Below are 19,382 nucleotides of genomic sequence, written 5' to 3'. Positions count from 1 at the left end.
CTGAAACGTTATGCCTTTCCTTTCCCTCCTTGATGACCGAGCCAAACCCAAAGGATCGCGAGACCCGCTTGGCTTCGAGCTGGTATGGACCCATTTCGGCCGAAAGGTGGTTGGTAATCTTACAACCATCACCAGCTCCGTTGAGAACTTCACCGTTGCGCTGCTTGGCTTTTATTGGGTACACCAGATCCATGGGAATGCCGACAAAGACAGTCGCGAGCGGTTAATCAGGGAGACGTTCCTTCGCTACGAGCAGCTTGCCGCCTACCTCCGCTACCAGTCCGGTAGCAAAGAAATCATGGGCATCACCCGCGTTCACAAACATATGACTGATCAGGCGGAGTCACTAGCTATTAGCTTGAAAGCGCAGATTCTGAGCAATCAGGCAAGTTATGGACTGTGGGGCCTGTACAGCTCGGCCCTGAAAGATTCCGGGCTTGTAGAGGGGAGCGATCGGAAGCTTACAGCGGAAGGGATGGACCTCGCTGCAACAATCGCACAGGGTCTGAACGCCAACGAATTCATTCAGCTGTTCAGGGTCGACGGTCAGCTTTCCAGACATGAATGTGAACGCTTGGCCCCCCAATTTTGGCATGCAATTCGTAAGGAGACTGTCCGACAAAATCTCACTCATATACTGCTTCGTGGTCGCCACAATCAGTCAGCCTCGGTACAAGAAGGTCTTTTCGCGGCGACCGAGAAGCTCGTGAGAGCGGGTAAGCTAACCGGTAAGTTTTCCCAGAATTTGAATCAGGTTCAAAGCGTCGGGTCGCCCGAATTGCAGAAGTGTCTGGAGGAAATCCAGCGAGTAGAGCGTGTGCTGGTCGCCGCTAACAACGTTTTCTATTACCTGCTCACACAGGATCATCGACCGGTTTCTTCAGTTGTGGAACAGATTGAAAGCCAAGCTTATGACTATGAACACCTGCCAGAGACTTTGCCCCAAGGGATGACTCGCAGGAGCTCGCTTTGCGAGATCAATGACAATCTGAGAGCTCGCAACCATTGGGGAGCAGTGAGTGCCGTCATCAAGTTAAATGCGGAGGTGATGAAAGCGAGGGGTGGTGCTCCCTGGGTAACCTATGACGGCGACATTCTGAACGTCAAAGTGAAGTCAGAAACGGCTGTTCTTCGGTCCAGGGAAGCTCTCCTGGATGACTGGGACTACGACTACTTCCTGGGCTCCTATTTTCGCATTGCCAAAGCGAATCTGGAGGAGCGTAATGGATAATGCGCAGATATCCCAATACCTTGAAGAACGTCTGGGAGGGCGCCCGGTTAAGGCCGCTGTCTTTACCACCTACACCTTCGATCCCGCATTTTTTGAGCTGGAAGTTGTTCCTCTTTTATTGCCAGAAAACAGCTCGTTCTCGATCGATGAACGGGTGAAACAGTTCCAGGTACGAGAATCCCTCAGGGAAGCCGAACTGCCGATTGATGTCTTTTACGATCAGAACATATTTCGTATTCAGGGCGAAAGCTCCCCTGGAATGGAATACGGCTGCCACGGTGTTTCAGAAGGAAATCGCGCTTTCCACCCGAAGCTATCGTTCCTGCTTGTAGGTAACGGCGCTGGGGAAAGTGACTCCTTACTGATATCCGCCGGTTCCAATAACCTCACTAAGGCTGGTTGGTGGGATAACATTGAATGTCAGCACTGGGAGGAAATTGGCCAACAGAATGGCGATGGAGAGTTTCTGCAGGTACTGAAACAGGACCTTGAATACCTGAAAGGTAAGCAGATAGTCCAGTCGGGCAATGGTGCTGTTTCTGAAATTCAGAGATTTCTGGCTAACTGCGTAGCGGATCCTGAAGCACCACCAGTCCACTACTTCGGATTATCCAGTACAACACGGTTTCTGGATTTTCTATCGGCAGAGACCAGCCAGCTTAAAAAGCCCGTTGAACTGGAGATTATCTCGCCATTTTTTGCCGACGACTCCAGGAATAATCTGCATGAGGCATTTCAGGATTTGGGCGTAAGTAATGTGCGCCTATTGTTGCCGCGTGATGATAAGCAAGAGGCTCTTTGCAACATCGATTATCTGGCCCATATTGATAGGTTGGAGAACGTCTCCTGGTCCGATTGGGTTAAAACAACATCAGACCCATTGGGAGTAGGAAAAGAGCCTCATAGGGAACTGCACGCCAAGATTTTCAATTTCATTGGCGCTGATCGGGCTTTCACCTTTGTTGGGTCAGTGAATTTCACGTACAAAGCGCTCAATGAGAATGTCGAAGCCGGTTTTCTGGTAGCTACAGATCCAGAGTCGCTGTTGGAGACGATCTCCGACGATTTGCCGGAGGTTAGCCAACGATCATTCGAACCAGCACCGGGCGAGATTGACGGCGAAGAGCAGGGCATCATGCCGCAGATCTCCCTCACGTTTGATTGGCTGACCAAAACCCTGAGCGGGAGAGTGGGCTCTGAAAGCCCGATCGAAATTGATTTAATCGGCCCTGACGGGGTAGATAGCACGGCAGTGAAGGGCTGGCCTCTCGGCAACTGTTTGAGCAACTACACTGGCGACACGGAAGCTCTGGAGAAGGCGCTAGCCAACGGCTCCCTGATCCTCGTTTCTGGACGAGTTTGTGATTCCGGTGAACTAATCGCCCCGCACCGTGTTTTGCTTCAGCAAACGCACTGGTCGCACAAACCACAGCCCGAGCTCGCCACACTATCTCCTCAACAGATACTGGCGATTTATGCCGGAATGTCTCCGGAACGACGCCAGCTGCTGCTGACAGACGCACGGGTTAAACGGCTTTTCGAACTGGGCGAGCGAGGAGAAACCAGCCTGATCGAAGAGGCGCCTCTGGAGAACGAGTTCTTTTCCGAATATGCCGAACTGTTCCACGCATTTCGCATGCTGAGGCGTGACCTCAGCAACGAGCAATCCACACCGAAGAAGCAGGATTACTACCTCACCGGCACCGGCGTGGATAGCCTACCAACATTAGTAGGCCGGGCTGCAGCTGCACTCGAACCCGCGCAGGAGAGTGATCAGCAGCTCCATCCCGTCAGTGCGTATCTGTTATTACTCAGTGCCAAGGAAGTCTATCGATCAGCCGAATTTGCAGGTCGCCCCTATGTCACAGAGCAGTTGGAATTTATCGAAACGCTTCTTCAACAGATACGCGAGAGCAAATTGATCAAGCTTTCCAGTGAGCGTGAGGCTGATCGAGACCGGTTCTTTGATTGGTTTGAGGCTCAATTTCTGCAGCAGTACCGGATCGAAAGAGCGGAGGGTAGCGCATGAAACCTTACCCTATTCTCGACCTGGACTCTGCACGCCATATTCTTGATTTCAGTGGTGGTAGGGATGAGCTCAAATCGCTCGGCGAGGTCCAGCTCCGTGGCGCGGTTGCTCTCTACAACATGATCAACACCGAGAATATCGGGTTAGGTTATCTCGCCGATGAAGTCGGAATGGGAAAAACCTACATAGCGCTCGGAGTTGTTGCGCTGATGCGGTATTTCAACCCGGCCCTGCGGGTTCTCTATATCTGCCCGAGTGCCAATGTTCAGGACAAATGGCTGCGGGAACATGCCAGCTTTATCGACAGGAATGTCTGTACTGCTAGCTACCGAGTGCGTACTCCGGAGGGCAAGCCGGCTGCCCCTGTGGCCAAATGCGATAGCCTGGAAGACCTCATCCGCACATCAGCCTCCGGCTTCTATGCCGACTTTTTCGTTCGCAATGGGAGTTTCAGCTTTGGCTTAAAAAAGGCTGCCGATGAATACGACGGGGAAGCAATCAGAAGCTGGAACGAGCAGCGCAAGAAACTGCAGAAAATGTTACCGGCGTTTTCGGTTCCGAGTGGCGATCCCACTCATCGTGGAGTAAAAGACGAGTTCGCCCGGGCACTGAATTACGTGCTGCCCACCTTTGACCTGGTGGTTATCGACGAGAGCCACAATTTCAAACACAACTTCGAGAGCAGCGACCGAAACCGCGTACTTTCTCAGGTCTTGGGTTTCTATCAAAACCAAAACGCTGAGGACAGACCTTTTCAGCGTCGCGTACGCAATGCCTTGCTGCTCTCCGCCACGCCTTACGACCGCAACCTGGAACAGCTACGAAACCAACTTGCTCTGGTAGGGAAGGACGGCCTACTCAGGAACGCCCAGTCTGTAACGGACAAAGCAGAGATTGCCCGGTTTATGGTGCGCCGCCTCAACCGGTTGAAAATCGGCGACCGGGAATACACCCGCAATATGTACCGTGCGGAGTGGCGCGATGGGCAAAAGGCAGCGATTGAACTGGAAACGGATGAACAGAAGCTGGTCACCGCCCTGGTTCAGAAGAAGGTTGGTGATGCACTTGGTCACAAACATGGCTCGCCGTCATTTCAAATGGGCATGCTCGCATCCTTCGAGAGTTATGGTGAAACCACTCGCTCCCCCCGGGTGGAGTTCGACAGCGAAGACCCCGATGACAGGGGACGCGATGCGCAGGACCGGAACGTGGTTGGCGCTATTGTCGACAGCTATGTCAATGCAAACCTCGGGCGGTCACTGCCACACCCTAAAATGGACACCGTTGCAAAGCAGTTGGCCAATGCGGTTTTCCAGGAGAATCGCAAACAGCTTGTATTCGTGCGTCGGGTGAAAAGCGTCAAAGAGCTCAAACAAAAACTCGATGAGTGCTATGACGATTGGCTGATCAATTATCTGAACTTCCGCCTGCAAGATCGCCCGAAAGCCCTGAGCTCTATGCAAGGCGTGATCGGCGAATACCGTGAAATCAGCCGTTTCAGGGACGAGCGCATAGACGAAGGCCTCGCTGAGGAGGGCAGCACTGGGGAGGCCGAACTCCGGCAGCCCCCCAAGAACGACAACCTCTTCAACTGGTTCTTCCGGGGCGATGCGCCAAAGCCTCAAAAACAGAAGAACTGGGGGGATCTTTTAACGCCGGATCAGGTGAGGCAAAGCCTTTCCCAACCCACGCGCCTCGCCAGCCCTCTGTTAGAGGTGAATTGGGCACAGCTCATCTGCTTTTTCAGCGGCGTGGATCCACGCCAAGTTATCGAGCAATGCTTGGCCGCTGCAACCGAAACGTCCCTTGCCGATCTTGGAAAGGTTCAGGCGCAGGAGTACCTCCGGAAATTCAGGCTGTCGCAACTGTTTTTCCTTGATGCCTGGGTCAACCGCCTCGGACACAGCGCATTTGCACCACTTCGAGAGCATCTTCGAGCTTCCGTCAGTCATCAGAAATCTCAGAAAGATGGTGCTCCACTAGACCCTCAGGATGTTCGAGAGCAACTCGGCATACCAACACTGTTCTCTGAGCTAGAAGCCAGCGATGCGCTGAGGGGGCAAATTCTGCCAAGTTTAGGAAGGCTGCTTCGTAAGCTGACTGAAACGGCAGAATGCAATAACCCTGAGGACATTCAAGCGCTTCTGAGGACCGTCGATATACACGCGGCACTTGTATCGACGGTGCTACGCACGGGCCACGGCATGATTGATCTGTACGTGTCACGTCTGAGGCAGGGAGAGGGAGATCTCAGTAGCAGCGTCCTCACTGGCTGGGTTAAAGACTTCGTCACGGAGCTGACTCGACAGTCCCAGGTTCCAGGGTTTTCCACCTATCGTGAACTAAAGGGGCTGGCGGATGAGCTGCCGGCGATTCTGAAAGCCAACCTTCCAGGCATTTTTGACCTGGGTACCAATGAATATCGCCGCTATCTGAGTAACCAGCTAAACCCAATCGCTCCGATCATTGGTGCCACGGGCGAGACCAATGCGCCGGGACAGCGCTCAGCCCAGGCCCGCAAGTTTCGTATGCCGGGGTATCCATTGGTTCTGGTGAGCACGAACGTGTTTCAGGAAGGGGAAGACTTGCACCTGTTCTGTGACAGCGTTGTTCACTACGGCGTATCAGGCTCGCCAGTGAGCATCGAGCAGAAGAACGGCCGGGTTGATCGGGTTGGCTCACTGGCACAGCGTCGACTCACTCGTGAAGGCTTCATTGATCCGGAAGAGGATGACTTAATACAGGTCAGTTTCCCTCATGTGAAGGAGAGCATTGAGCGGGTTCAGATTCGTCGGCTCTCGGAAAATATCAATCGTTACATGGCATCGCTCCATGAGATCGGAAACACGGTCGCTTCAGACAGGGAGGAGATTGCCGAATCTGAAATCGCTGATCGCACCCGAATAGAGCCCCAGATAAGAGATTTCCTGGAAAGTCCTTTTGATCCGACAGATCCAAGATCTGATATGGGACACCTAAGTTTTCTCAAACAGCAGATCAGGGAGACTCAAGAGCAAGTGCAGGCGAACGTCGATCAGGCGAAGCAACTGATTGCCTCAGCGCTCGGTGTAGGTGAGCGCGGTCGCTGGCCACTGAGCGTTAACCTGAAGGTCAGCGATCTAGTCGGACAGGTATCGGATATGGCGGAAGTCCGGCTGACGACAGCCAGGGCATCTGGAGAAATCCTTGCCCGAGTCGTGGTTGATCACCAGGACGGTCGTGGAAAGCAAGTCCAGATAGCATCCCATGGTGAATTGGCTTCCTTGATGCACCAACAGTCCTGGAGCACGCTCCATAGAACCTTTGCCTACCAAACTGCCAGGAATGTTTGGCGATTGGCCTACGATGCCGAAATGCTGGTGGGGGATGAGATTGTAACGGTCGAGAGGGATATGACGGCGCTCCTTGATCGGTTTCATGAAAGGCACGACCCGAAGCAATACCGACCGCCAGGCTCTGTGGTTTCTCAACATCTCGAACGACTTCGGCAAGACCAAGAAGTTCAAGTCGGTCAACAGGCTCTGAAGGTGGATGTGGTCGATTCCGGGAAAACGGTCGGACTCCGGTTTTGGTTCAAAGAGGGCGAATTGCAGCGCTCCCAGACCGTCCTCCTATCGGAGTGCGACGGGCAGTGTATTTTCATAAGCTCCGCAGTGCCTTCGGACGTTGTGAGGATACTGGCTGTTGAGAAAGTTGTAGAGCTTACATGGGAGCGAAATCGCTCTACCGACGTGGTCGAGTTCATGCTGAATGACCACCAGGAGATTGTCGGCCGCTGCGTGCATCCGGTTGATAGCCTGCATTGGCGGGAATTCGTCTACTGTGCTCATGTGCTGGCGGTGGAGAGTGACCGGCTGGAATACCTGGTCTGCGAGGAGGATCAGTTTTGATGCTCCTCTCTGAAACGCAGACACAGAACCAATTGGGACTCTCGTCTCCTTTGGAGAGCTAGATGAGATGAATAGCTGGATGATTTGAGGCTTATTGCAGAAGCTAACATGCACATCGATAGTTAACCACAAGACTGACAAGTTCACACCAGTCTTACGTCGCGTAAGGGGCGCAACGATTACTGACGGGAGCCCTTGGAAATTTCCAATGAATCGAGCAGCATTGATGATTGATCAAATTTACAGGCTAACTATTTGGTAAACATCCCCAGTTGAGTGGCAGGCCACGCGTGGAACGAGTTATGCCGGAGGGGTAGCCCACAACTCCTCCAGATTGACATCATCACTGTCAGGTCGAAGGTCCGGGAGGAGCGGGTCAACCTTCAGGATCATGGGTAGGTCAAACGCTGTCCCCGTCACGACACAGCATCCTTTAGCTAGAGTGGGGATCAGCGCCTTAGAAGATGAGTCCAGAGTACTGATGGTATTGTCCAGAAGCATAAGGTCTCGTTCGTTGACCAAGCGGTGGATGAAGAAGTTGTGAATCTGGGACACGATAGTAGGAGAAATGTCCGCTGGTCTTTGGCTTGACAGCGTGAGGTAGACCCCATATTTGCGGCCCTCCTTAATGATCTCCTCAAAAAGTTCCAGCCGGTAATCCTTCCAGATTTCATGTTCTCGCGTGGACTGTTCAGAAAGGATATTGTGAGCTTCGTCAATAATTAGGTGCAAAGTGCGCGTCGGCGGACTCTTGAGGTTCTCAGAGTCCTTGTGATTGCTGTAGAAGTTTTTAGCGATGAGCAGCGGCAAGATTTTCTTGACCTCGTTCTTGCACTTCTTCAGCGAAATAACGTGCAACAAATGGGGCGGAGATGGGACATCGACGATCTCAAGCACTTTGCGGAGGGCCGATAGAGAGGACTTGGCTCGGGATAGTACGGGCTGGATGTGTTCGTACTGGGCGTAGCCTAGAACAACATCGGAGCAGAGCTGGAGGTAGCATCTCAATATGAGTTCTTTGAATGGATCCAACCCATCCAAATCAATATGCTCGGCAATAATTGGCTTCAGATGGGTTAAGAACCCATCACCGTCAGAGTTATAGTAGTTCCCTGAAGAGTCCTTGAAGTACTTTCTATGAGCATTGTAAGTCATGCCTTTGAGATGATCCTGCAGCTCCTCGCAGTCAGCAATTCTCGCAATCTCTCGACTCAATTCCAAAGCATCAGGCTTTGGTTCGCTTGCACTAAATGCTTTTTCAAGAGTTCTTTCAAGGTAGTGCTTAAGTGGCACATCTCTATACCTGTCCCTGCCGTTCAGTACACGCCGTAAAAACGGCTGTTGAGTGTTGGTTGTAGCTTGGAATAGCAGGCTCAAAGTCTCTGCATCCCAGAAATGGGAGCTCTCAATCTTGAATCTATCGGCACCTTTTTTTGAATCAAGAACAGTGACACGCTTGTCTTTCGCTGGAAGGATTTGCCCTTCTGTGTATTCTCCATTGAAATCGATAATGACAAATTTGCTCTTGTCCTTGAGCCCCTCCAGTTTCTCGCTGAAGAGTGTTGTGTAGAGCTTGGCAAGCGTGTTCGACTTCCCGCTTCCAGTATTGCCGAAGATTCCAAGATGACTGTTAAAGATCTTTGCCCACGGTAAACTGATCGGCACGTTTTCCTTGAGCATGCTACCGATAGAGATCTGGCTATTTCCATCCGTGCCGTAGATCTTGCCCACCATAAGTTCACTTAGTAGCGATGCTTTATCCCTGATCATGGGCATATACTTTACGCCCTCAAAGAATGTACCATCTACAACATAGCCAATAGGGCGAACATCCACCTTTCGAACATAGACAGTTCTCTCGGCCTCAGCCTCTAGCTTTTTTTCGTCAAGGTATTCGCCTTCAACTAGGCATACGATATCAATAAATCCGCGTTGGATTACCAGGTGCTCCCTGAGTGAGACGCCCCTATACTTCACGCCTTCGAAAAAAATTGTTTCCAGGCTGGAGTCTTCGAAAATTCGAAGAGATATTCTTACGCCAGAGACGGCTATCACTTCACCTACCACGATGCTCATAGTTGAACCTCAGGTGGCGTGTAAGTTTCAGGTTTCAGGGAGAAGACGTACTTGTTGAAATTAGTAAAGTCCATCTTCGTTCCGTCCGGTGGGCTAATTACCTTTACGTTTTTCCAGAGTTTAAATTCCTCTTCGATAGCTCTCGCGCTGCCTTGGCTGTAGCAGCAAATGAATGTCTGAAGTAGCGGGTTTGACAGTGAACGTTGGACAAGTTTTAGAATGTGCTCATCCGCAAACGAAAAGCCGAACGTTATCAATATCGAGTTTGGCTTTTCGAGCTCATAACTCAAAAGCCGAAGCATTTGGTAATAGTGTTCTTCAAAGACCGTTTCGTGAAACTTCCATTTCCTAGGATTTACAATTGGAAGCTTATTGTATTCTTCCCAGAACGACTCGATCTTAGAACTATCCAATGAGACTGAAGGAATTTTAGCAGTGGTTCCTCCCTCAGTTCCTAAGTATGTTGAGAATTCTTTTATATTTCGGGCTGTTGTTGGCTCTAGCAGATAATTGAAGTCGTTGGTGTAATTAACCTCGATCTTATCGCCACTTTTTGACCAGTTAACGGACCCATGTAGATGAATAATGTTTAGCTGGGGAATACCATAGGTCGCACGTTCAAATATGCCAGTTTGACACTGAAATGTGTTGAAGTTCTTAGCATGCAGATGCTTCTTGTGAAATCCTGACGTGCCATCGTTCACAACAAAATCATGTGAGCCGCTCATAAGTAAGCTGTCGGCACTGTGCTCCAAGCATCCATCGTAATTTGTAGTGAAGATGTTTATTTTCCGATTGAGATCGTTTCTTCGATCCAGTAAACCAAGGAGGGTTTTTAAAAATATTTCGTAGTTTTCAAGGTTAGCCAAGCCTTTCGCATCTTTAACTTCGGATTGTGTGAAATTCTGCACTGGATAGATGCACGTATCGTAGTAGTGCATGAATAGTGCAGTGAGTTTTTCTGAGTGTGTGTCAAATTTAGTAGCAAGTTTTTCGATCGTCTCTCGGCTACCGTTTTCGTCCTTGATTTTTAATGCCAGTGTCGGGAACAGGTCAGCTGAAGCGCCTGAGCCAATGAGAACATTGATGTTCTTATTGTATGCGTCCAGTGCCTCAATCGGCTCGAACATAACTTCCTCTTTCTTTGGTTTCTTAGAGTAGTGCGTAGTGCGTTGTATGTCCCCACATGCAACGAATCCTAGTTACAAATACCCAAACACGAAAGGTGGCCTCTCCAATGGTTTGCAATACGACGTTGCTATGGCGCTATTCTCTAAACGAATGCCTCTATTGTCCGAACAGGCAGCGAGAGGCCCTCTCCGCACAAGGGCATCGCTAACACAGTAAGCTTCACGGGCCGATCTACTAGGTTCAAGCTCATCTGGTACTCCCCCCGAAAACCCGATTGCTCAGGATACAATAGCATCACCTGGTCACAGCGGTAGGCGCTAGCATAAGTACTCAGTTGATAGAGATCCGCTGAGGAGAGAGAAGCCAGAGGGTTACTGGATTCCAGCAGTTTCCATTTTGTGTCCAGAATGGCTACCGGCCGGTTCAGTTCATCCAATAAGCTGATATCCGGTCGCATCAACAGCCGGCCTTTGCCGGAGTCATCTTCGCCCAGGTATTTGCGCGGGCCTTGCTCCATCAGGCGCAGGCCCATCTTTCGGACGGTTGGCCTAAGTTTGACGGCTACAAAGCGCTCGAATAGCTGGTTCATGTCAAATAGCAGGCTGTAAACCTGTTGGTGGCCGGCCCGGGCGTCCAGGTACTGGCCGTCAATAAACAGTCGGGCCAGATCCACCACGCTGGCATAGCGACGCTGCATCCGGTTCAGGTCGTCGGCGCGGGGCAGGTGATCGCCTTTGTGAATGACACCGATGCCGCCAAAGCGCATCCGCATACTCTGAATGTGTTGGCGAAGCATGGGCGAGCTTGCCAAATGAGTCATACAGAGTAGGGCTGTGTGCAAGAGCCGGTTCACCGGAATATCCACTAACAGCTCATTGAACCGGCAAGCGAGGCGCTGGGGCTTGAACAGGTTCTCCCGTTGCTGGCGGATCAGGTCGATCCGGCCTCGAACCTGGTCGAGCGTATCCTCCACATCCTGGTAGTCCCGAAGCAGGCCCTGTTGAAGCTGCGCTTCGAGAAGCTTTAGAAAATGGCGTATGAATACATCCAGAAGTCGGTGATTGCTGGTGCCCAGGCCCGCTTGCCGGGCACTGAGCCCCTCGATGTCGCCGGCGGTGTCCAGCATTTCGATCAGGGTGGTGCGTTGCTGTTCCGGTGTCTGATGCGGAAAGACCTTGGGCAGAATTTCGATTTGCAGCACCTGCTGAACCTGCACCACGCCACAGAACTGCCGGAACTTTACCCGGTTACGGCCCCATTCAAGACAGTTCTTGGGAAGCACGCTCTCTGCGGCGGCCAACGCATCAGCCTCCGGCGCCGTTAGATCGCCTTCCTTGCCGATGGTCAGCCAGCCATGCTCAACGGCACTAACGAGTTTCACGCGGGCATTTCCAATGAGTCATAGATTTTGCGCAGGGCATCCGGCGTGATCTCGCCTGGCTGTTTCACGCGGAAGTCAGGTTTCTCCGGCAGATCCAGCTCTGCGCCCGCAAACAGCTGGCCGGGGTCCAGTATCTTGCGGGTAATAATCTGATGCTCGGCCGGCGCTGTGTCGTCCGCCAGCACTCGGCGAATCTGCTGCCAGTCGTCATAGAAGTATTCCGCCAGCATGGGGATAATGTCGTACACCATAGCGTGGCGCAGGCTGTCGATATCCTTTACTTCCATGAAGTAGGCATGCCCGAAGGTCTGGTCCCGGTGTAACAGATAGCGCAGGCGCAGGTTAATGGCATTCAGCAAATCACGCAGGCTCAGCAGGCCCCCTTCGCCATCCGGTATATAACCATCCCCCTGATTACCGGTTATCTGTTTGGGCTCCGGCATCAGCTCAATAAAGCGGAACCGCCGACGTAGTGCAGCATCCATCAGGGCAATGGAACGGTCAGCGGTGTTCATGGTGGCGTAGATATCCAGGTTCTTCGGCACACCAAAGCGTTCACCAGAATAGGGCAGCGTAATCTCCATGCCGTCCACCAGTTGGCCTTCTTCATCCCACCAGGCCCGTTTGTCGGCCTCGATCAGGGTAATTAGCTCCCCAAAGATGCGGGAGATGTTGCCCCGATTTATTTCATCAATGAACAAAGCGTAGCGTTGATTCGGATCTTGCCGAGCCCGGTTACAAAAAGCTTTGAACAGGCCATCTCGTACCTCATAGCTGATGCCGCCTTCGGCGGTGGTTTGAGGCCGGATGCCTTCTACGAAGTCCTCGTAGCTGTAAGATTGGTGGAAGGTCACGGTCAGGTGGCGTTTGATCCGTGTTTCCTCGTTTTGAGGTCCTGACTGTAGTTTCTTGAGCTGCTCGCGCAAGCCTTCCCCGGCTTCCTCCCAATCGCCGGCGAAGATCCACTGTCCACCGGGTTTCTTGTCAAAGATAAGCGGAGGCTGGCGTTTATCCGGTGAGTAGTTGACGGTTTCCGATTCCATTACCGTGTGGCTCTGCAATGCGGCCCAGCACTGGGCGCGGAGGTTATTGCTGCCAACACGGCCTTGCACCCGAGTCTTTGCCTTGAAGTAAGGGTGCAGCAACAGTTCGTTGACCGTTGCACTTTTTCCCTTCTGGGTCAGGTCTGCGAGGGCCAGCGCCACGGCCTCCCACCAGGACGTATTGGCCAACTGCTCCTCCAGCCATTCGCCCGTTGAGACCTGGCTGGCGGCCCGTTCGTATTTTGGCTGGATGTGATTACGCCAATGATGGGTTTTGCCTGTGCCGGGTGGCCCGTAGAAAATCTGATTCACCGGTCTGCCGATATTGATGGCCTGTTGCCGAGACGTAGGTTGATGAGCCTCCACGACCTTTACAGGCGGCAACTTGTTCCAGAGGCCCGCCACGAGTTTCGCGGACCTGGGTTTGATTTCGATACCAGAGCCTTGCGGTGTCCAGTTCTGGCTATCCACAGTGCCGGCTTTCAGGTCCGCTAGACTGATGTAGGGCTCGGCCTTTGGATCTCGCAGATCGGTCAGTGTGATGTCCACATACAGCGCTTTCTCGCCCTTGTCCGCCAAATCCGGGTCGTAGTGGACATCTTCATAGGGTTCACTTGTCACGGTGCCCCGGGCAACCAGGCCTTTCGGCTCTTCACCCAGTCTCACCAGGTAGGCGGTGTCGCCTTCTTTCAACTGCTTGGAGACGGTTCGCCAGGGTAGGGTGACATTCTCGCCACGTGCAACCCGAAGCCGGTCATCCTGAAAGGATTTCCACTCCCAGTTCTCCGGGTTCCAGGCCATTAACCAAACACGAGGCGACGGTCGCCATTGGTCGATCCAGGGTGAGGCGTAGAAATCAACGCCTTGCTCCTCCTGCTCTTCCAACTGCTTGCGTATTTCCAGCAGGGTTTCATCCACTTCCCGGTTGCTCATTGCCTTGAGCTTGGCTTTGGGTAGGTCGCCGAGCACCCGGGCTATTTCTTTCTTGTCACTGCCCACGGATATGGATTCAAAGTGATCGGGAAAGAGCAGGAAACAGATAATATGGCGAAACTGTCTTGCCCTGGCATCCGGAATGCTTTCCAGCCAGTCTGCAAAAGACCAGGGACTTTCCAGTGTCTGGCGTTGGGCCTCGGGTGCCAGGGCCTTTAAAGCTTTCATCATTTCGATCAGGAACACTAACTCACGCCACCGCAAGGTGTTGTAGCCAGTGCCTGTACTCCCGGCTCCTGAGAGGGTCGCGTCTTCCAGTAGCCAGCTTTCTGGTAGCGTGTCGCCGGATAACTCCCAGATATTGCGCACCAGATCCCGCTTGGTACCGGGTTTGATGTTGGTGGAGAACAACAGCAACAACCAGTTCAGCTCTGCCATCAATTTGATGGCCTCGGGGGTGGCATCCGACAGCTGTAGCGCCAGTTTGTCGAAGTAGCTCTCGTCGCCCTCCTGGGGATTCTGAATAAAGCGCTGATCCAGCTCCGCCAGTTTGGCACTGCTCCAATACTTGCCATCACCCAGCAAAGGGCCGTCATCCAGGAGGCATTGGTCCTTCCAGAGCTGGGCGGCCTCTAGCAAAGCTTTGATGTCATGACGGGGATTGTACTGGCTCATGACGGAGTTCCTTCAGTTGCGGCGAGTTGATCAAAGGCTTCCAGTACCCGGCGCTGGGTGAGGTATTCGCCGTATGTGGCGATTTCCTTGCGCTTGAGGCCGGGGAAGGTGACAGATGGATAATCCGGGCCCATAACATCAGCTGGGTCGAGGATGTAGCGCAGTTCGTCCCGGGTCAGGCCGTACAGCCGGGCATAGTAGGCATCCAGTTCGCAGCGCAGTTGGTGCCGGCGGTCTGGCTCCCAGGCGAATGGCTCGCCGTCGTAGCCCAGGTCGCGGGCGAAGGGCGCGAGGTCGTGGCTGGTGTAGGTGAGTTCCAGAGCGCGTGGGGCGATGTAGTTGAGGTCGGCTTCAGAGTAGGCTTTCGGCGGTAAGACTGGCAATTGTTTCGCGATAAAAAAGTTCAGGTGGGTGCCGCCAACCTTATGCCGCGTCACGAAGTCGAAGACGATTGTAGAAAGGTTTCCTTGCAGCGCGGCAACCAGATTTGCGGGTGTGGTAACAGGCAAAATACATAACGGGAAGTTGTTACCGACTCCGGCGAAAGGAACTGAGCTGGCAATTGTCGTGCGTTCGTTTGTGGCGTTTGTAATATCCCTGAACCCGAGAAGGTATCTAGGGCTTCGACTCTTCAGACGATCCTCCACCAGTACTGCGTAATCTTGCTGTGCGGAAAACGCCGCCACCCAATCATCCAGCTCCGCATCGGTCATCGGGTGATCTTCAGCCATTTTGCGGGATGCCAGGCCATCTTTGGTGAACTCCGCGGCTTGGAACAGGTTGCCGGTGGTGCCGCGTTTGGTCACCCGGCTACCCAGCAGTTGCGAGGCTTCTTCAAACTGCTCACGGACCAGCAGTTGGCCCGCCAACCATTGGCGCAGGCCTTCCTCCAACTTGGCGGTGTCCTGCTTTTTCAGGCCGTCCAGCACGACACGAGGCATATCGGCGGTGCGCAGCAGTACCTCACGCTCTTCCACCCAGTACCGGGGAAGCGGGGCGTAATCTGTCTGCTGCTTTTCGGCTACCGTCGTGTCGCGGGTAGTTTCGCCGTCTGTTTCGTAGGTAGCAAAGCGATGGTCGTAGTGGTGCACCATTTTGGCTTCGTACAACGGCAGGTAGCGGGTGCCATCAAGGTGGAATTGGTTGTCTTCGAGCTGGGCGCCTCGATCGTCCAGTTGCTGATAGGTGCGGAACAGATCGCTGTCGGCGGACATGTGGAACATCGCCTGGAACTTGATATTCCAAGGATTGGTTTCAGGGTTCTCCTGCATCAACACCGGCGCTTGGCGATACAGCTTACGAGTCAGCTCCGCGTCTTTTTTCGCCCGGAACACCGGGCAGGTGCGGGTGTTCGGGTTGATTAGGGCGAAGTCTTCCGGAGACAATTGGAACAGCCGCTCTTGGTCGTCCAGGTGCTCAATCCGGGTGGAGAAGAACATCAGGTCCGCGTGATCAATCTGATCAGCGATGGTTAGAAGGCTGAATTTGTAACTACGGTGTACCCCTTTGAACAGTCCTTCGCGATTCTCGAAATCGAACAAACTGGCCAATCGCTTGCCGGAAGCCAGGGCTTCAAAATAAGCCTTGGTGCTGTCGTCCGTAGCAATGCCTGTAGGAACGATGATACCGGCTCGGCCACGGCTGGCGGTCAGGTTCAACGCCAACTCGGCAAACAGAGCATAGAGATTGACATCACCGGTGCCGGTCAGGGGAAAGCGTGTGCTGCCGCGCACAAACTGGCTCGCAGCTTCCGCAGCATGTCGAGCCTCAAAGAAGTCCCGGTGCAGGGCTTGATCGTGTTCGCTGTTGCTCGACTCCAGCGCCTGAATCATTCTTCGGCGGGCTGCAGCGTTGGGTGCCGTAGCGATTTCAGGGGACCGGGAGGCGAAAAACTCCTGTTCCTGAAGCTTGATGCGCTCCCAAGGCGGGTTGCCCAGCACCACATCAAAACCTGCGTTGCCCCGGTTGAATACTTCCGGGAATTGCAGTGGCCAGTGGAAGAAACGGTTCTGTTCTGCGCGCAGCCGAACTTCCGCTTCCACTTCGGGGCTGAGTTCGCCCCGGTGGGCCGCCTTCAGTGCACCGTTATCCGGAATGCGGTTGGCGTAGCCCTGGTTCTTCGGGACAAAGAACGCAGCGGTCCACAGGTCTTCCAATAGTCGGGCGCGACGGGCTTCCTGGCTTTGCTGGGCGGCCTGCCATTGCTGACGCTTGTTGAGCACCTCATCCAGGGATTCTTCCGGTAGTTCCTCCACGGCAGCGAGTTGCTGGGCGTTGATGCGCAAATCAATCGCCAGGGTTTGGGCCTGCTGTTTATTGGTTTTCTTCAGGTCTTTCAGCAGCGCCTTGTCGTCGCCCTCCAGGGCTTTGAAAGCATCGTCGGGTATGCCGGTTTCCAGCACAGTGGGGTCATACACGCCAACCAAAGCATTGCCACACTGGATGTGGCTGTCGAGGAAGGTCAGCGGTTTGCCGGGCTCCAGGGCTTCCATCCACAGTGCTGTGCGGCACAACTCCACGGCCATGGGGTTCACGTCTACCCCGAATATGCAGTGTTGTACCACCTCGCGTAGGGCGTGCTGGAACTGGGCCGGCGTGGGTTCGCTGCCCTCGGCATCCAGTTGTGCCAGTTCCCGGGCCAGGGTGCGGGTGGCCGCCAGCAGGAAATGGCCGGAGCCACAGGCCGGGTCTACCACGCGCAGATCGAGCAGGGCCTGGCGCGGTTCGTCCGGGTTATCCGCCAGGCGCTCACGAATCACCGGTTTGAGGGCGGTATCAATCAGTGACTGTACCAGCACATCCGGCGTGTAGTAGGAGCCGGTCAACTTGCGAAGGTTTCCGGCAGTGGTATTGCTCTCATCCAGGCCGATAAAGCTGAACTGCCAGGGCGTGGTGGTAATGGCCGGTACCAGTTCCAGAAGGGCTTCGTACACCGAGCCCAGTTCTTCGGCATCCATATTGGCGTAGTCGGTGGCCACCAGGCTGTTGCTGGTCTCGCTGGGGTGCCAGGTGAGGGCCTTGATGGCTTTGAGCAAGGACTGGTTATCGATCAGTGCGTTGTCGAGGTTGGGGCACTGATCATTGCCAAACAGGCCGCCCAGGGCCGGGAGTGCCAGTAGGGGCTGGCCGGAAGCCAGGCCGTTCATGGTGTGTTGCACCGTCAGCCAGAGATCGTGATGGCGGGCTTCAAAGCGATGGGGCTTGCGGGCCGCCCGGCGCAGCACATCCAGGCTGTAGCCTTCCCGATAGCGCTCCCGGGCCAGTGGGTCACTCCCTTCCGGATGCAGCAGGTCCCGCGCTTCTGCCCGCAGCAGGAAGAGCATGCGATACACCATGCGCAGCAGCTCTTGGTAATAGGTTTGAGCATCCAGCTCACGGGATTCAAACTGCTGGCGGAGTTCGTCGTTTTGCGGGTGACGCAGGAAACCGTTACCCAATGCACCCAGCGCTTCGGTAACGCCCACGCGCAGCTTGTCCAGCAGCCGTTCGCCCTGTTCTTCCGCCTCGGCGCGCCATTGCTCCAGCCAGCATTGGCTGGGTGCTATTTCGCCATCGCTATTGGTGCCCGGCTGAAAGCGGCTGGCGTGTAGCAGCAGCCAAAGAATACGAAACTCCGGCAGCTGTTCCTCGGCAAAGCACGTGGCCAGATCCACTTCTATATAGGCTGGCCGGGTCATTGAGGGGTTGTCGCGCAGAATGCGGAGGCGTTGGCCGTCGCTGACCAAGCCCCATAGCGCCTGGTCGTTGGCGTTCAGGTATTCCTGCAGCAGGCCGGTGGGGCTGCGCCGGCGGCCTTCGTGTCCGAAGCGTGGGTCGGCGGTATCCAGGGCTTTGTCGCCCGGTGCACAAAACACCATGGGTACCCGGCTACCGAAGGCATGATGGGTAATGGGGAAGCCGCGCTCGTCGATCATTTGCGGTTCGGAATAGGCGTGCAGGTCGGAAAAGCCAAATACCTGGGTCAGCAGGCTCTGGAGCCAGTGCTGGGCGGCTGCGGTCGGGTTGGAAAGGTCACTGCGCTGGCGTTGCTGGTCAAAGTTTTGCCAGTTGGCCTGGGCAATACGCCAGAAGCGGCCGATTTCGTCCCGGAGTGTCAGGCCCTGGGGAATGTTGTAGTCTGCTGCGGTTTGCCCCTTCAGCTGGAGGCCTGCCAATTGGTTGAATAGGTCGGCGGGCAACAGGCCGCCCTCCAGAGTAAAAATGCCGTTCTGGTTGGCTTGTGTGTTGCTCATGGATAAAGCTCCTGAATCAAGGCGGTGGGGCCTTGCTGGTAGATCTCGTTAAAACGGTCAGTATGTTCGAGTACCCGCGCCGCTTCCGGGTTGAACCATTGCAGCAGTTCTATGGCATCGGTATGGCGACGAGGCAGGTCTTTCCAGTGCCAGATGGGTTCGTGGTGAAATACCCGGTTCCGGAGTTGTCGCAATCGGTTGACGGCTCGGCTGAGCTCTTTTCTTTGCCGCTGGCGCTTCGGCAGTTGTCTCAGCGGTGAGTGGCGCAGCAGTTTGGGCCAGAGAATCTGTTTGTGCTCATACCGGGTGTCGCACAGGCTGCACCAGAACCCGAACGTCAGCTCTGACACGACCTGGTCCGGATTGATGGGCTGCTCGTTGTCTCGCTTGCGCAGTTCGGCGATCACTTTCTCGATAGAGCGCTGCTCGCGCTTGTGAAGCCACAGGCCCTGGAACCAGTTTTCGGTATCAAACTCTGTGCTGAGGGCCCGGTGCATGGCATTGCGGAACACCACTTCATTGAGGTGCAGTAACGGGTATAAAGCCTCGCTCAGGCGCAGGTTCCAGTGGTAATGTGCCATTGCAAGGCGGTAGTCACCCTGGCTGTAGGCCAGATAGGGCCCCAGCCGCTGGGGAGACAGGCCGGCGATCAGTGAGTCCAGCTGGTTAGTCATTGAGCATGACCTCTCAACCGGTTATACTGTTCGCACAGTCCCCGGGCTATTCCTCTCCCAGTCTTGCTACTGGTGACGAACCCGGGG

General features: G+C 54.2%; 9 protein-coding genes. 3 read left to right on the top strand and 6 right to left on the bottom strand.

Annotated elements, in window-relative coordinates:
* Positions 1–10: 10 nt before the first annotated feature.
* Genes OZ656_RS13080 through OZ656_RS13070 form a run of 3 tightly spaced genes read left to right on the top strand, consistent with a single transcriptional unit; the run spans position 11 to position 7,150 of the window.
* Positions 11–1,231 (top strand): hypothetical protein, encoded by a 1,221-nt coding sequence (locus OZ656_RS13080; RefSeq protein WP_379944565.1) that lies wholly within the window; start codon positions 11–13, stop codon positions 1,229–1,231.
* Complete coding sequence (locus OZ656_RS13075) at positions 1,224–3,260, top strand: phospholipase D-like domain-containing protein (RefSeq protein ID WP_379944564.1); 2,037 nt, start codon at positions 1,224–1,226, stop codon at positions 3,258–3,260. Before OZ656_RS13080 ends, OZ656_RS13075 begins: the two co-directional genes overlap by 8 nt.
* Positions 3,257–7,150 carry a DEAD/DEAH box helicase gene (locus OZ656_RS13070; protein ID WP_379944562.1) on the top strand — a complete coding sequence of 1,298 codons (3,894 nt, stop codon included), beginning with the start codon at positions 3,257–3,259 and terminating at the stop codon, positions 7,148–7,150. The genes OZ656_RS13075 and OZ656_RS13070 overlap by 4 nt, the downstream gene beginning before the upstream one ends.
* Before the next feature lie 300 nt (positions 7,151–7,450).
* Here the strand turns inward: OZ656_RS13070 and OZ656_RS13065 are convergent, their stop codons facing one another.
* From OZ656_RS13065 to OZ656_RS13040, 6 genes are all read right to left on the bottom strand, one after another.
* The gene (locus OZ656_RS13065) at positions 7,451–9,226 is read right to left on the bottom strand and encodes an ATP-binding protein (protein ID WP_379944561.1); all 1,776 of its coding nucleotides are present in this window, start codon (positions 9,224–9,226) and stop codon (positions 7,451–7,453) included.
* A complete protein-coding gene (locus OZ656_RS13060; RefSeq protein WP_379944560.1) occupies positions 9,223–10,356 on the bottom strand; it encodes an SIR2 family protein in 1,134 nt (377 codons plus the stop codon). The genes OZ656_RS13065 and OZ656_RS13060 overlap by 4 nt, the downstream gene beginning before the upstream one ends.
* A 143-nt stretch (positions 10,357–10,499) precedes the next feature.
* Positions 10,500–11,738, bottom strand: coding sequence for an McrC family protein (locus OZ656_RS13055; RefSeq protein ID WP_136631993.1), 1,239 nt, complete (start codon positions 11,736–11,738; stop codon positions 10,500–10,502).
* Positions 11,735–14,389 (bottom strand): AAA family ATPase, encoded by a 2,655-nt coding sequence (locus tag OZ656_RS13050; RefSeq protein WP_375172517.1) that lies wholly within the window; start codon positions 14,387–14,389, stop codon positions 11,735–11,737. The genes OZ656_RS13055 and OZ656_RS13050 overlap by 4 nt, the downstream gene beginning before the upstream one ends.
* Entirely contained in the window at positions 14,386–18,621 is a 4,236-nt protein-coding gene (locus OZ656_RS13045) for an Eco57I restriction-modification methylase domain-containing protein (protein WP_375193129.1), read from the bottom strand. Before OZ656_RS13045 ends, OZ656_RS13050 begins: the two co-directional genes overlap by 4 nt.
* Positions 18,618–19,295 (bottom strand): Abi family protein, encoded by a 678-nt coding sequence (locus tag OZ656_RS13040; RefSeq protein ID WP_136631990.1) that lies wholly within the window; start codon positions 19,293–19,295, stop codon positions 18,618–18,620. The genes OZ656_RS13045 and OZ656_RS13040 overlap by 4 nt, the downstream gene beginning before the upstream one ends.
* Positions 19,296–19,382: the final 87 nt, after the last annotated feature.

Source organism: Marinobacter sp. LM1, assembly GCF_042763285.1.
Taxonomy (GTDB): domain Bacteria; phylum Pseudomonadota; class Gammaproteobacteria; order Pseudomonadales; family Oleiphilaceae; genus Marinobacter; species Marinobacter nauticus.
Note: the sequence above shows the minus strand (reverse complement) of the source record. Positions and strands in the feature narration are given on the sequence as shown.

Coding starts and splice junctions, on each gene's coding strand:
- OZ656_RS13080 (WP_379944565.1), top strand. CDS start 11: ATGCCTTTCCTTTCCCTCCTTGATGACCGAGCCAAACCCAAAGGATCG.
- OZ656_RS13075 (WP_379944564.1), top strand. CDS start 1,224: ATGGATAATGCGCAGATATCCCAATACCTTGAAGAACGTCTGGGAGGG.
- OZ656_RS13070 (WP_379944562.1), top strand. CDS start 3,257: ATGAAACCTTACCCTATTCTCGACCTGGACTCTGCACGCCATATTCTT.
- OZ656_RS13065 (WP_379944561.1), bottom strand. CDS start 9,226: ATGAGCATCGTGGTAGGTGAAGTGATAGCCGTCTCTGGCGTAAGAATA.
- OZ656_RS13060 (WP_379944560.1), bottom strand. CDS start 10,356: ATGTTCGAGCCGATTGAGGCACTGGACGCATACAATAAGAACATCAAT.
- OZ656_RS13050 (WP_375172517.1), bottom strand. CDS start 14,389: ATGAGCCAGTACAATCCCCGTCATGACATCAAAGCTTTGCTAGAGGCC.
- OZ656_RS13045 (WP_375193129.1), bottom strand. CDS start 18,621: ATGAGCAACACACAAGCCAACCAGAACGGCATTTTTACTCTGGAGGGC.
- OZ656_RS13040 (WP_136631990.1), bottom strand. CDS start 19,295: ATGACTAACCAGCTGGACTCACTGATCGCCGGCCTGTCTCCCCAGCGG.